Source organism: Chryseobacterium sp. AC405b, assembly GCF_979258685.1.
The window spans coordinates 3,172,006-3,186,115 of the sequence record NZ_OZ409877.1 but is presented as its reverse complement, the minus strand read 5'-3'; the positions used below and the strand labels follow the sequence as shown (position 1 = coordinate 3,186,115).

18 protein-coding genes and 1 tRNA gene are annotated in these 14,110 nt (G+C 34.4%); 13 read left to right on the top strand and 6 right to left on the bottom strand.

Annotated elements, in window-relative coordinates:
• Positions 1 to 34: 34 nt before the first annotated feature.
• Both ACZZZA_RS15240 and ACZZZA_RS15235 read right to left on the bottom strand, forming a co-directional pair.
• Complete coding sequence (locus tag ACZZZA_RS15240) at positions 35 to 751, bottom strand: ZIP family metal transporter (protein WP_463433176.1); 717 nt, start codon at positions 749 to 751, stop codon at positions 35 to 37.
• Entirely contained in the window at positions 751 to 1,476 is a 726-nt protein-coding gene (locus ACZZZA_RS15235) for a class I SAM-dependent DNA methyltransferase (protein WP_463433174.1), read from the bottom strand. Before ACZZZA_RS15235 ends, ACZZZA_RS15240 begins: the two co-directional genes overlap by 1 nt.
• Positions 1,477 to 1,612: 136 nt before the next feature.
• Between ACZZZA_RS15235 and ACZZZA_RS15230 the strand changes: the two genes are divergently transcribed.
• The 13 genes from ACZZZA_RS15230 (at position 1,613) to ACZZZA_RS15170 (ending at position 9,855) form a co-directional block, all read left to right on the top strand.
• Entirely contained in the window at positions 1,613 to 2,782 is a 1,170-nt protein-coding gene (locus ACZZZA_RS15230) for a THUMP domain-containing class I SAM-dependent RNA methyltransferase (RefSeq protein ID WP_463433172.1), read from the top strand.
• A 3-nt stretch (positions 2,783 to 2,785) separates the two neighbouring features.
• Positions 2,786 to 3,181, top strand: a complete 396-nt coding sequence (locus tag ACZZZA_RS15225) for a branched-chain amino acid ABC transporter substrate-binding protein (RefSeq protein WP_463433170.1) — start codon at positions 2,786 to 2,788, stop codon at positions 3,179 to 3,181.
• 184 nt (positions 3,182 to 3,365) lie between these two features.
• Complete coding sequence (locus ACZZZA_RS15220) at positions 3,366 to 4,373, top strand: glycosyltransferase family 2 protein (protein WP_463433168.1); 1,008 nt, start codon at positions 3,366 to 3,368, stop codon at positions 4,371 to 4,373.
• Between the two features lie 90 nt (positions 4,374 to 4,463).
• Entirely contained in the window at positions 4,464 to 5,054 is a 591-nt protein-coding gene (locus ACZZZA_RS15215) for a Crp/Fnr family transcriptional regulator (RefSeq protein WP_463433166.1), read from the top strand.
• Positions 5,055 to 5,133: 79 nt separating this feature from the next.
• Positions 5,134 to 5,547 (top strand): VOC family protein, encoded by a 414-nt coding sequence (locus tag ACZZZA_RS15210; RefSeq protein ID WP_463433164.1) that lies wholly within the window; start codon positions 5,134 to 5,136, stop codon positions 5,545 to 5,547.
• Between the two features lie 25 nt (positions 5,548 to 5,572).
• A complete protein-coding gene (locus tag ACZZZA_RS15205) occupies positions 5,573 to 6,097 on the top strand; it encodes a DinB family protein (RefSeq protein ID WP_463433162.1) in 525 nt (174 codons plus the stop codon).
• 40 nt (positions 6,098 to 6,137) lie between these two features.
• Positions 6,138 to 6,569, top strand: a complete 432-nt coding sequence (locus ACZZZA_RS15200; protein WP_463433160.1) for a VOC family protein — start codon at positions 6,138 to 6,140, stop codon at positions 6,567 to 6,569.
• Between the two features lie 71 nt (positions 6,570 to 6,640).
• On the top strand, positions 6,641 to 7,054 hold the full coding sequence (locus ACZZZA_RS15195; protein WP_463433797.1) for an SRPBCC family protein: 414 nt from the start codon (positions 6,641 to 6,643) through the stop codon (positions 7,052 to 7,054).
• 25 nt (positions 7,055 to 7,079) lie between these two features.
• Complete coding sequence (locus ACZZZA_RS15190; RefSeq protein WP_463433158.1) at positions 7,080 to 7,943, top strand: VOC family protein; 864 nt, start codon at positions 7,080 to 7,082, stop codon at positions 7,941 to 7,943.
• Between the two features lie 103 nt (positions 7,944 to 8,046).
• A complete protein-coding gene (locus ACZZZA_RS15185) occupies positions 8,047 to 8,475 on the top strand; it encodes an SRPBCC domain-containing protein (protein WP_463433156.1) in 429 nt (142 codons plus the stop codon).
• A 63-nt stretch (positions 8,476 to 8,538) separates the two neighbouring features.
• Positions 8,539 to 8,982 carry an SRPBCC family protein gene (locus tag ACZZZA_RS15180; RefSeq protein WP_463433154.1) on the top strand — a complete coding sequence of 148 codons (444 nt, stop codon included), beginning with the start codon at positions 8,539 to 8,541 and terminating at the stop codon, positions 8,980 to 8,982.
• Between the two features lie 95 nt (positions 8,983 to 9,077).
• On the top strand, positions 9,078 to 9,539 hold the full coding sequence (locus tag ACZZZA_RS15175; protein WP_463433152.1) for a DoxX family protein: 462 nt from the start codon (positions 9,078 to 9,080) through the stop codon (positions 9,537 to 9,539).
• Between the two features lie 242 nt (positions 9,540 to 9,781).
• A tRNA-Asp gene (locus ACZZZA_RS15170) sits at positions 9,782 to 9,855 on the top strand.
• Positions 9,856 to 10,258: 403 nt separating this feature from the next.
• Here ACZZZA_RS15170 and ACZZZA_RS15165 read toward each other — a convergent pair.
• The 4 genes from ACZZZA_RS15165 to ACZZZA_RS15150 all read right to left on the bottom strand — a co-directional run bounded on the left by ACZZZA_RS15165 (position 10,259) and on the right by ACZZZA_RS15150 (position 13,893).
• On the bottom strand, positions 10,259 to 11,227 hold the full coding sequence (locus tag ACZZZA_RS15165; RefSeq protein ID WP_463433150.1) for a T9SS type A sorting domain-containing protein: 969 nt from the start codon (positions 11,225 to 11,227) through the stop codon (positions 10,259 to 10,261).
• 21 nt (positions 11,228 to 11,248) lie between these two features.
• Positions 11,249 to 12,628 (bottom strand): porin family protein, encoded by a 1,380-nt coding sequence (locus ACZZZA_RS15160; protein ID WP_463433149.1) that lies wholly within the window; start codon positions 12,626 to 12,628, stop codon positions 11,249 to 11,251.
• A 28-nt stretch (positions 12,629 to 12,656) separates the two neighbouring features.
• Positions 12,657 to 13,220 carry an RNA polymerase sigma factor gene (locus tag ACZZZA_RS15155; RefSeq protein WP_463433148.1) on the bottom strand — a complete coding sequence of 188 codons (564 nt, stop codon included), beginning with the start codon at positions 13,218 to 13,220 and terminating at the stop codon, positions 12,657 to 12,659.
• A gap of 94 nt (positions 13,221 to 13,314) precedes the next feature.
• Complete coding sequence (locus ACZZZA_RS15150; RefSeq protein WP_463433146.1) at positions 13,315 to 13,893, bottom strand: DUF4840 domain-containing protein; 579 nt, start codon at positions 13,891 to 13,893, stop codon at positions 13,315 to 13,317.
• Positions 13,894 to 14,110 lie beyond the last annotated feature (217 nt).

Below are 14,110 nucleotides of genomic sequence, written 5' to 3'. Positions count from 1 at the left end.
TTCGAAGCCTTTGTTTATTTATTTGAACCTGATATCAATGATGATCGTGAGGATGAGAATGAAATAAATGCATGATTAAAGCTAACGAAACCCCCAATATAACCAAGCCAATCTTTGACCAGTTGATGTTGTGATTTTTATTGCTTTCAAAAATAATAACGGATGAAATATGCAGGAAAATACCACCCACAATCGCAAGAAAATAGGGTTGCCATTCAGGATTGAAATAATTTCCGAGCAACATTCCCATTGGTGAAGCTAAAGCAAACAATGCAACAATTAAAAGAGAAGGATACGATGCTTTTGAGCCCGATCTGTTAAACAAAAATGCTCCCAAAATAAACGAAATAGGAAGATTGTGAAACAAAATTCCTAAAAGATAAGGTGACCAGGGATTCGTTTCATTTGCCAAAGGAATTCCTTCGATAAACGCATGAATAAACAGTCCGACCATCAATGCGGCGGGTAAAATATTACCACTTTCATTATGATGATGGAAATGCCCATGCTCAAAACCTTTTGTTAATGCTTCCAAAATCATTTGAAGTAGAACACCACCAATAACGAAAATTCCTAAATTTTCACTTACTTCTGACGTATAAACCAGCGGGAAAACTTCATTTAAGCAAATGGTAATCAGGAAACCGGCACTCAAAATCAAAAGGTTTTTTGCAAACTGCTCTTTTTTACCAAAGAATTTTCCAAGAAAAACTCCGGTGATGACGCTTAGAATTAATAGAATGAGAATCATTATTTCTTTTTAAACAAATTGATGCAACGTGGCGAAATTTCTTTCTGAAAATCATTCAGCTGATAATCTCCCCAAATTTTTATTCTTTCAAAACCACATTCTGAAGCGTAGTTTTCGATAGTTTCTAGGGTATGAAGTTTTACTTTTTCGAAAAAATGTTTAGACTCTCCGTCAATTTCAAAGCGAATATCTTTAATAATATGTCTGCCTTCAATTTTTTTAGAAATATGAAAATCAACTCCTTCTCTCTGAACGGTAGTTTCCGGAACTAAATTTCCGGTTACATATTCTTCGTTCAGATAATCTAAAACAAAAAAGCCTTCTGGTTTTAAGACATTGTAAACAGACTGGAAAACGTTTCTGTCATCAGCTTCGTTATCAAAATACCCAAAGCTCGTAAAAAGATTAAAAACCGCATTGACAGGTTGAGAATCGATAGGATTTCTCATATCATGCACTTTGAAAGCCAGATTTTCATTTTCAAACTGTTTGTCAAACTCAATACTTTGTTGAGAAAGGTCTAAACCAAGCACATCGTAGCCCAATTTATTAAGAAAAACAGAATGTCTTCCTTTTCCGCAAGCGAGGTCAATTATTTTTGAAGATTGAGGCAGCTGAAGCTCCTGAGTGAGTTTTGTGATGAAGTTTTCTGCTTCTGTGTAATCTCTGTTACTGTAAAGCAAATGATAATAAGGTGTATCAAACCAAGATTCAAACCATTCCATAATGCAAAAATAACTAAATTTGCGGTGTTGAAAGAAAAGTATTTTAAATATTAAAAGAGTGAAAAGTTCAATTAATTGAGAAATTGAAATGGTAATTCTTTCATTTTTAAATAGTTAAATCTTTTAATTATAATTTATGGATACAGAAAATATTAAAATTCAGATAAAAACATTCTTCGGATTAGAAACCGTTTTGGGTGAAGAGATCAAAAAACTGGGTGGAAGAAATGTTGAACTTAAAAATCGTGCAGTGAATTGCGAAGGAGATTTAGGTTTTCTTTATAAAATCAATTATTCTGCAAGAACAGCTTTGAAAATCCTGGTTCCGATTGATGAGTTTAAAGCGTATAACGAAACAAAATATTACGACAGGCTCTTCAAATTTGAGTGGGATCAGTTCATGGATGTCGATCAGACTTTTGCCATAGATTCTACGGTGAATTCTGAAAGATTCAGTCATTCTCAGTTCATGACTTTCAAAATGAAAGATGCGATTGTAGATTATTTCCAGAATAAATATGGAAAGAGACCCAACATCGAAACGAAATCTCCTAATATCAAATTTCACCTTCACATCGACAGAGAATTGGTAACAATTTCTCTCGATTCTTCAGGTGATGCATTATTCAAAAGAGGCTACAGAAGAGAACAGGGTGAAGCACCGATCAACGAAGTTTTAGCTAGCGGAATGCTGCAACTGGCAGGTTGGGACGGAAAAGGAAATTTCCTTGACCCGATGTGCGGTTCGGGAACGCTATTAATTGAAGCTGCGATGATTGCGATGGATTTGCCTGCACAATTGTACAGAAGAGGATTTGCTTTCCAAAACTGGAAAAATTATGATGAAGATTTGTTTGCAACAATAAAACAGCATCGCGTAGACAGAATCAGAGAATTTCACGGAAAAATCGTGGGTTATGATATCGATGGTAGAATGCTTGATGCTGCGAGAACCAATGTAGAATCTGCAGAAATGGAAGACGTCATCGAAGTAAGAAGAGAAGATTTCTTTGATACTAAAAAAGATATGTTTCCTTTATTAATGGTTTTCAATCCGCCTTATGACGAGAGAATTTCGATTAATGATGATGATTTTTACAAAAAGATAGGAGATACGTTCAAAACGAATTATCCTAACACTTTGGCGTGGCTGATTTCTTCAGATCTGGATGCCCCGAAGAAAATAGGATTGCGACCTTCAAGAAAAATCAAACTCTTCAACGGAAAACTGGAAACCCGGTTTTTGCAGTATGAAATGTATGAAGGAACGAAGAAGTTGCATAAACTGGAGAATAAAGAAGAATAGATTATGCCTTTTGACTTTTTTGACGGTTTAGGATTTATTGGTGATCTGTTGAGTTTTTTAGGAAACAGTTCAGATTCAGTATCTGTTAATGAAAAAGAAAAGTCTAAGAAAAAATCGAAATATACAGTAGAAATGTGGAGTGGAAGTTTAATTTTTTTAACTTCCATTCTATTTTTTTTCATTATTAAAGATCCTTTACCATCAGAAAATTTCACGCAGACTTTGATTATCTGCGCAATCTTAGGATTTGTTATTTCTTTTGTTGTTTTCTTTATACTTTTTCATGCAGGACTTTATTACTTTAAAAGTCTTTTTAAATTACTGTTGTTTAGTGGATCCTTCATTGTATGTTCGATTGCCGTGTTGTTGCTGATTTATTTTAAATCGGGAATATTTTAGTTATTGGATTTAATATTTAACTAAAAAGATGATTGTAAATTCTTTGATCGCTGTCATTAATTTTCCCATAATAATATATTGAAATATTGCACCGAATATTTGGCATTTTCCAAAGGTTGATGTTAATTATGACAACTTGTTTGCGAAATCATTTCTGAATAATTAATTTTGAAAAAAAATCCATTTGAATCCTACCATCTCCATTGTCGTTGCCATATTTAATCGAAGAGACGAGCTTTTTGAACTTCTTAATTCGCTCGCTTTTCAGACTGACAAAGCGTTTGAAATCATTATTGTAGATGATGGTTCTCTCATCGATTTGAAACCGACCATTCATAGTTTTGACGGGATTTTAGATATTAAATATTTCAGGAAAGAAAATTCAGGTCCCGGTTTGTCAAGAAATTACGGTTCAAAAAGAGCTTCGAACGATTGGCTTGTTTTTGTAGACAGCGACGTGATTGTGGAGAAATATTATATTCAGAACATAAAAAAAGATATTCTCACGATTCCTTGTGATGCTTTTGGAGGTGCAGATAAGGCGCATAAAGGTTTTAATCTGATGCAGAAAGCGATTTCCTACTCGATGACTTCTGTTTTTACAACCGGAGGAATCAGAGGAAATAAAAAAGCGGTTTCCAAGTTTCAGCCCAGAAGTTTTAATATGGGAGTGAAAAAAGAGGTTTTCGAGAAAGTTGGTGGTTTTTCAGAAATGAGAATTGGTGAAGATCCGGATTTGTCGATGACACTTTGGGAAAACGGCTTTACAACAGCTTTTTTTGATGATATTGCGGTCTATCACAAACGCCGTGTAGACTTTGGAAAGTTTTCAAAACAAGTCTATCAGTTTGGTTGTGCAAGACCTATTCTGAATCAAAGACACCCGAAATATGTAAAAATCTCATTTGCATTTCCTACGCTGTTTTTGTTGGGATATATTTTAGGATTTATAGAATATTTTGTTTTGGGAAGAGGGGTTATTCTCGCATTTTACGGGTTGTATACATTTATGGTTTTAATTCATGCGATGGTGGTTACAAAGAATATAGCCATTGCAGGAATGGCTGTTATTTCTACTTATATTCAGATGTTTTCTTATGGTTACGGTTTTCTGAAGTCCTGGTTTCTGCTGAATGTTGTCAGAATGAAACCTGAAGACGCTTTTCCAAAACACTTTCACAAACAATTATAAGCTAAGTTGTACTCATTGATAATTTAGAGAAATTTTTTTTCGTCAATTCCCGTAAATCATTTAATTTTAAATTTTTTAAAACAGTGATTGATGAAAAATAAATCCTTTGAAGTTTACTACGATTTTCCATTTTTCTTTCAGGAAGAACTGGATGAAATTATTAATGCTCATGAAAAAGTTGTTTTCCAAAAAGGAGAAATTATTCTTCGTGAAAGCAAAACAGCTAATGAATATTATATTCTGGAAAAAGGCTTGGCGCGTTCGTTTGTCAATGATTTCAACGGAAACGAAGTGACCACCAACTTTTTTGCAGAAAATGAAATTATCATCGAAGTATCTTCACTCTTCCAAAGAATCCCAACACAGGAAAACATCGTCTGCATCACCGATTGCGAATGTTGGAAAATGGATTTTGAGGTTTTTCAGGAGCTGTTTCATAAAATTCCAAACCTCAGAGAATGGGGAAGAGCCTGGATGTCGCAACAGCTTTTTCTTTACAAACAGCGTTCTGTAGAGATGTTCACGCTATCTGCCACCAAACGTTATCTTCAACTTTTAGAACAAAAACCACAAGTTATACAGTTTGCACCTTTAAAACAAATTGCTTCCTATCTGGGAATTACAGACACTTCATTAAGCAGAATTCGTAAAGAATTGGTTTCGCATCCAAAGAAAGATTAAATCTTGTCTTATGGCAAGTTGAATATAGCATATACGAAGTAATTTTGGTTAAAAGTTTAACCTTAAAAAAAATTACAATATGCAGATCACCGATATTTATGTAAATCTTCACGTAAAAGATGTTCACAAAACAAGAGAATTTTGGACGAAGCTAGGATTTGAGATAAACGAGCAATTCTCTGATGATAAAGCAATTTGTGTGGTCATGAAAGAAGACCATATTTACACAATGTTTTTACAGGAGGAGTTTTTTCAGACTTTTACAAACAGAGCTATCTCGAAGAATGATACTACACAGACGCTTCTCGCTATTGGTGTAGGAAGTCGTGACGAAGTGGATGCCATGGTACAAACTGCAGTTGAAAACGGCGGTTCTGTCTACAGCGAAACAAGAGATCATGGATGGATGTATCAAAGCGCTTTTGCAGACCTTTATGGCCATCAGTGGGAAGTGATGTACGGCGACATTTCTCAATTACCTGCTCAGCCTTAGATTTTAAATTTTCAAATATAAAATTATGGACACACCAACATCAAAAAAATTAGACATCATCATTCCCGCATTTCGTGGGCACAGCCAAAGTTTTCTTATGGTTCTTGACGGAATTTCTGAAGATGACGCTTTGAAGAGAATTGAAGGCAGAACCAATCACATTATCTGGATGGTCGGAAATTTTCTCGATATGCGGTATGCTTTAGGAAATGTACTCGGTCTGAGCGAAGAATTTGAATTCAAAGATTTTTTCTTTCAGGGCAGAGCTTTGGATGAAAACTTATCGTATCCAACTTTACAACAGCTGAAAGATAATTTTCATCAAATATCACCTTTAGTTTATGAGAAATTATTAAATGTTTCTGATGAAGAATTGGAAAAAGCATTTCCGATGGGAATGAACATTGAATTTTTCCCGGAAAATGTGCTCAACTTCGTTGGGATGTGCATCGGTCGTGAAGATTATCTATGCGGACAGATCGGTCTGATGCGCAGAATTCTAGGGTATGAAGGCATGAAATATGACTTTGATGAAAATATGAAATACTAAATTCTTTAAAAATTATTAATTAAATCTAAACCTAAAAATCATGGCAAAATTAAATCCATACCTCAATTTTGACGGTAAAGCAGAAGAGGCTTTCACATTTTATAAATCTGTTTTTGGCGGAGAATTCGTAGGCGAAATCCACAAAATGGGCAATGCTCCGGGAACAGAAAATTTATCAGATGAAGAAAAAAACAGAGTAATGCATATTGCACTTCCGGTTGGTGGTGATCTTTTGATGGCTTCTGATATTGTTCCTTCATTCGGACAGACATTATCAGTGGGAAACAGTAATTACGTTTCGATTTTCCCGGATTCCAGAGAAGACGCAGAAAAACTTTTCAAAGGACTTTCTGAAGGAGGAAACATAGAAATGCCCCTTGAAGATCAGTTTTGGGGAGATTATTTTGGAAGTTTCCAAGATAAATATGGTGTCTATTGGATGGTGAATTATAATGAAGAATATATAAAATAGTTTTATATTTAATGAATACAAGGGTAGCTGTTTTGGTTACCCTTCCTTTTACACAATTAAATAAAAAAATTATGGATAAAATAAAAATAGACATTACGATTTTGTCACCGGTAGAAAAGGTCTGGGATTATTTTAATAAGCCGGAACACATTACCCAATGGAATTTTGCTCACGAAAGCTGGGAATGCCCATCTTCAGAAAATGATCTTAGAGTCGGTGGAAAATTCAATAACAGAATGCAGGCAAAAGATGGAAGTTTCGGGTTTAATTTGATTGGTATTTATGATGAAATTATTCAGAATGAATTGATTAAATATCATCTGGAAGACGGCAGAAGCGTAGAAGTGATTTTTGAAAAAATTGACGAAAGCACCACCAAAGTAACAGAAATATTTGATCCTGAAAAACAAAACTCCGCCGAAATGCAGCGTGACGGTTGGTATGCGATACTCAACAACTTTCATAAATACGTGGAAAACAATTAAGAGTTTCCATTAAAAAAATAAAATCATGAATAACAATATTTTTCCATGTCTCTGGTATAACGAAGACGCAAAACAGTCAGCAGATTTTTATTGTAAAATATTTAACGGAAAAATTACGGCAGATACACCGGTTGTGATGAATATTGAGCTGTTGGGTCAAAAATTAATGCTTTTGAATGGCGGTCCGCAGTTTGAAAAAAATGCTTCGGTTTCGTTTATGATCATGTGCGAAACTGAAGATGAGGTTCAGAATTATTGGGATCAGTTATCAGATGGCGGAATTGTTTTGATGCCTTTGGATTCTTACCCATGGAGTAAAAAATACGGTTGGGTGCGTGATCAGTTTGGTGTGACATGGCAGCTTTATCTGGGTGAAAAACAGGGCGAACAAAGAATAATTCCGACCTTGATGTTTATTCACCAAAATAACGGAAAGGCTGTAGAAGCGATGGAATTATACACCAACATATTTCCGAATTCTAAAATAGAAAGCGTGCTGAAATACGGAGAAGGTGTAGGGAATGAAAGTCATGAAATTCCTGATAATGTACAACACGCTCACTTTGAGATTGATCATTATTCGTTCTTCTGCATGGATAATTCTTACGATCATCAATTTGATTTTAATGAAGGGATTTCTATGGTCATTATGACCGATAATCAGGAAGAAACAGATCATCTCTGGAATTCTTTAACGGAGAACGGAGGCAGAGAAAGTATGTGCGGCTGGCTGAAAGATAAGTTCGGAATGAGTTGGCAGATCGTCCCAAAAAAATTAATTGAATTGATGAGCGATGCTGATTTGGTGAAAGCTCAAAAAGTGGTACAGGCAATGATGAAAATGCAGAAAATCGTCATTAAAGATTTGGAACAGGCTTATCATTCTTAAATTTTTCGGCTTGCAGTTTGATGTAAAATCAGGTCTTAAAGCTTTAAAAATAAATTCTCAATTTTTTTGACTTTAAGTTTATGTAATCATTAAAATTAAAACTATGGAAATTTTACAATACGAAATTCAGATTGATGCACCATCAGAAAAAGTCTGGACGGTTCTTTGGGACGATATGAGTTACAGACAATGGACTTCTGCTTTCACCAAAGGTTCATTTTACGTGGGAACCTGGGAAGAAGAAAGCATCATGAAATTTTTTGACCCGAGTAACAACGGAATGTATAGCAAAGTTCTTAAAAATGATCCCAATAAAGAGATGGTTTTTCTGCATTTGGGAGAAATTTATGATGGTGTAGAAGTTCCTCAGGAGTGGGGAGATGCAACAGAATCTTATCTTTTGGAAGATACAGAAAACGGCACAAAATTAACTGCAAAAATTAAAACTTCAGAAGAATTTAAAGTATTTTTTGAAGAAAAATTTCCTCAGGCACTTCAGAATGTTAAATATTTGTCTGAAAATCAACTGTAGTGAAATACCAATATTCAAGTATAAAATCTTATTGATTTTTATATAATCAACAAAATCAACATTATGGAAACATTATCACACGAAATTATTATCAATGCTCCTAAACAGAGAGTATGGGACATTCTTTGGGGAACTGAAACGTACAGCGAGTGGACACAATTTTTTGGTTCGGGCTCTCAAATGAAATCAGACTGGAAAGTAGATGGTAAAACGTATTTTCTTAATCCAGAAGGCGCAGGAATGGTATCTACTATTGATAGTTTAGAAGAACCTGATCAAATCATCTTCAAACATCTCGGTATGGTTGATAAAGATGGAGTAGAAGATACAGAAAGTATGGAGATCAAGCAATGGAGCGGATGTTTTGAAAAATATTTTCTGATCGATTTTGATGGAAAAACAAAGCTTCATACAGAAGTGCAGGTTGACAAAGACTGGCAGGAGCACATTGATCATGGTTTTACAAAAGGTTTAGAAGTTGTGAAAAATCTTGCTGAGAATAATTGATAAGTTCTGAATATTATTTCACACCATACATTGCGAAAAGAGCTTATATTTTATTATAATTTTGCAATTGTAATCTGCGGAAATTTACCTGACTCATGAAATTATTAAGCATCCTTTTTATAACATTCATTCTGGCATTACTGGGAAGTAAAATCTTTCAGGGAAATTGGGATTTCTTGTTTGCCGGAAATTTAGGGATGGCTGTTTTCATTGTTTTTACAGGTTTTTCACATTTTAAATTTCAAAAAGGAATGGCTTTGATGATTCCTGATTTTATTCCTGGCAAATTATTCTGGGTATATTTTACAGGAATTTTAGAAATTGCAGCCGGAATTGGTTTAATGATTCCTTCAATACGTGAATTCACAGCAGTTTTACTTATTATCTTTTATGTTTTGGTTTTTATAGCCAATGTCAATTCATCTAAAAAAAAGGTCAACATTTTTAAAGGCGATTATTCTGGTCCGGGAATGAATTATTTATACACACAGCGGGTTCCGATGCAGATAATTTTAATTATCTGGACGTGGTATTTTGGTATTTATTATGCATCTTAAAGTCATTAAATTAAAAATTTTTGTATCTGAAAATGTGGATTTTAGGTTGTTATAAGGGGTAAAAAAGATGACTTATTTTGTGAAAACCAAAAAAAACTATATATTTGCACCAGTTAAAATTAAGCTTTTCAAATGTCTTGAAATTCACTATCACAGTAATTTAAAACATATATTAGCTTGAATAAATGAGTAGAGTTAGTTTTTAAAATTCTTTTCCATTTTAAAATTTTAGCACTTAAAAAGATCCGGTAGTTCAGCTGGTTAGAATGCCGCCCTGTCACGGCGGAGGTCGCGGGTTCGAGTCCCGTCCGGATCGCAACTACAATATCATAGTAGTGCAAAAAGCTTTAAAACATATGTTTTAAAGCTTTTTTTGTTTTATATCTGTTCAAAGAGAACTAAAAGGACAATTTGAAAGTGACCTGTTCAGTGACCAGTTGAAAGAGGTTTAAGAAGATCACTGAATTCAGATAAACCCTTTTCAGGAGCTATTTCAGCAACTGAATATCTTGTGATAAGTTTTTGCTAAGGTTTAATTTTAAATCTCAAAAGTTAAACGAAATGAACAAGATATTCAATTCACTTTTTACACCTTCAGCAACAACATTATTGAACTTTGAAGAGAGACTTTTTTTGAAATTATATAAAAAAGCCGGTTAGAAAAATCTACCGGCTTCTCTTAATAAGTATAAAAAAACTAACTATGATTTTTCAGTTCATTATTTTTTTATGAATTTGTTTCTGAACATTTTACCTTCTGCGCTTTTACATACAATCATGTAAGTACCCGGAACAAGACTGCTTACGTCGATAGCTTCGATAAATTGATGTTCTTTTTTCTGCTTTATGAGCTTTCCGGTCATATCGATAATTGATACTTCAGTATATTTCTTATGAGATTCTTTACCGATATATAAAAATTGAGCAGTAGGATTGGGATAAACATTTAAATTATTTTCCTGCGTAGTAGTTTCGCCGGTAGAAAGGTTTTGACAGAAATTCCAATTTCCGAAATTCAGCTGTAGAAAGGCAAATGTTGCTAACATTTCACATTGGTCTGGACAGTATTCTGTGCAGGCATAAAAACCATACAGCCCTGATTCTGTTGCAGTATAAGAATCTCCTGTTGCACCGGGAATGATGCAGGCATCTGTAGGTTGTGGAGGATTACTTCCAGGAATACACTTGAACCAGGTATGATCTCCATAAACCTGCGGAAAACCATTATTTAGCTCGACAGAAGCCCCATTACATACATTATATTCTCCATTTATTTCTTCATATGTTCCCGGCTGAAGATTTATTATCATATACGGAAGTCCATATACGTAACCGTCTGCCATGATTGGAGCGCTTTCGGCAGTACAACCATTTTCTGTAACCAGTACTTTAAAATAATACAGCACGTCACTGCTTCCATTGATTGTAAGAGTCTGCATTGTCGCACCGGGGATGGCGACCCAAGGGTTGGGATTAGGTGTCTGCCAATCCCACTCTTGCTTATACCATTGATAAGTTGAGTAAGTTTGTGTGGTAGACAGCGTTTCGTTTTCCGAATTACAAAACACTACTTTATCAGGAAACATCGTTCCCAACCTCGAACTTGTAATCATAGGATTACACTGTTGTGCTTTTATATTAAAAGCACATAACAATAAAAGACTCCAAAAAATTAATCTTGTTTTCATAAATATATTTGATTTGATGTTTTAATCTAGCAATACCCTGATTCCGAATCTCAGATTGAAATTCACAGGTTTTTCTTTATAAATAGTTTTTAAATTGCTGTTGTCATTAAAGTGGTAACCAATCCCGGGTTCGGCATATACACCGACATGTTTTAGCACTTTCAGCTGAAATCCTAACGCGGTATTGACGGAAATTTGTACAGGTTTCTCATCAGTCTCTTCCAGTGTTTCTTCTTTTGAAATACCATCTACAAAATATCTGGTTTTAATTTGGGAAGAAATTGCTTTTTCCAGAACCCCTCCACCTATAACATAACCTGTGAATGCACCTTTCTGAATCATATTATAACTCATCTGCACCGGAAGACCCAGATAATGAATTTGCTGCTCACTTCTGATATAGTTGTCATTGCTACCTGATACGACCTCCGCTGAAAGCTTTGTGTAATTAATTCCTGTTGCAATTCCCCATTTTTTTCCAATATTATGATATACTGAAGCTCCAAAAGTTACTGGTGCTTTATGTTTAATTTTTGCATCTACTTTTTTATCCTGATTGGCGAGAAGAATCTGCATCAGAGGATCGTCTTCAAATCCTACACTCCAGATTTCGGGAAGACTCAGGGTAGTTCCGTTTAAAGTTGCATATCCGGGAAACTGATCTGTAGAATTTGAAGAAGTATTCCCAGTAAGTACTCCCACCATCCATTTTTTATTAGATCTATCGGTTGCCAGCTTCGACTCTGATTCGTTCTGAAGTTTTTTCTTTAATTCCTGTTCTTCTTTTGTTAGCAGTTCATGAGTTGGTACTTCCTCTGTGTGTTTTAAATCTTTAAATGGAATCCGCTCCTGCTTCTGTGAGGCACTTTGCGTATTCTGCCAGGCGATCTTTTCATCATATTCCTTTTGGACTTCAAAAGCTTCTTTCTTCCAAAAAAAAGTTGCAGAACTGGCATCATTGGTCAAAGTATGATCGACTAAGAATTGATTAGATTTTTTTTCCCGATCAAAATTAAATGAACTTTCGTCTGTTTTTTTTCTTAAAAAATCATCACTGGAATATCTTTCCCGAGCAGTTGATAATTTTTGCGGATCAGAAATTTTTTCTCCGAATTTTTCTCCGGATTTAGTAGCAAATTTTTCTGTTTTTAAATTTTCTTTTTTGCCATTAAAATCCATGAATCTGCCAAGAGTGAAAAACAACAAAATTGCAGCAGCAATACCTCCGACACGATACCACAGATTTTTCCGGGTATGATCTTTAATCCCATTTTTTTCTACGTTGAAATCATCGTTCATCTGAAAAGGAATGATCGGTGCTTTTGATTCTTTTTCTTCAAAGAGTTTGTATCTGATATCTTCCCACAAGTCATCAGGAACCTCTTGTGTATGATTTTCCATTTTATTGCGCAGATTGTTTAACCAATAATTATCCATACGGTACCATTTTAGATAATTTGTACTCTTTTATTTTTTTTGCGAGAATTGATTTCGCTCTGTGAAACTGTGATGCTGATGAGTTTTCTGCGATATTTAAAATATCTGCGATCTCTTTATGACTTTTTTTCTCAAAAACATAGAGATTGAAAACCGTTCTGTAGCCGTCCGGAAGAGCACGTATCATTTCCATGATTATCTTTTGGGAAATTTCTTCAAAATCTGAATCTTCGTCTTTCTCTTCATTAAGAATTTCAAAATCTTCAAATACTTCTTTGAAATTCAGCTTTTTTTTGATCTGTTGTAATGATTCATTGACTACAATTTTAGTAATCCACGCTTTCAAAGAACCCTCACCTCTATATTCGAATGTAGAAATCGAACTGAACATCTTTACAAAACTGTTTTGTAAAACATCATTAATATCTTCTTTGTCAATGATGTATCTGGAACATATATAAGTAAGATTGCCCGAATAAGCCTCGAAAAACTCTTTCCAAGCCATTTCTTCCTTTTTTACAAGGCGATCAGCCAATTTCTGTTCTTTATTTTTCATTAATCAACGGTGATGCACCTTCTGACTATCAATTTAATATCCTACAAAGATAGGAAAGCCCCGGATGGAGGCTTATCCTGATTTATGGCAACAATTATTTAATTTTTAGACTGATGGGTACATCATACTTTAAAGGCTGATACGGGTTAAGATCTATTCCGTCAACATTTATTGTATCTGCAACAAAGCCAAATCTCAATGAATGATCGTACCCCACAAAAAAACCTTTCTGCACAGCTTTCATTTTTACAGTTACATTTTTGGTCATACCATCCACTGGCATCTGAAAGACCAGATTTTCAGGTGTAAACGATAATTCTACAACATTCTGACTTGTATTGATCTTCGGTGTAAAGTGAAGTTGATATTGAATTTTTCCAACTTTAGATAGAACAGAGTCTGCCTTTACGGGATCTGTAATAATCGTTCTGACAACTTCTCTTACAGGAAAATCCTTAAAAGTAATGACGGTATCTTTAGCGGTAAAATCTATCATTTTCTCATTGTATTTATTTCCTTGCGAAGTCACAAGTCTTGCTTTGTAATTTCCGTTGACATCCTCCGGTTTTACGGCAGGAGATTCGTAGCCGTCATTATTGCATGAGATTAAAGAAAGTCCTGAAAGAGCAACCCAGGCGATCATAAAAAATTGTATCCTTATTAATTTCTTCATTATTCTACATTATGCTATTTAACGTTTTCTTTGAGTACTCATTTATATAAATCCGATTTTATGAAAATCTTGCATGAGAATTAGCAAAAATGTTTTGAATAGCTAATAAACTGTTGATTTTCAACCGTCTTGTTTGACGTTTTAGAACTATTTAACTTTGTTTAGATGTTGATGTAATCTGTTTAAATAAAAATTTTGTAATATTTTTCAGGATTTT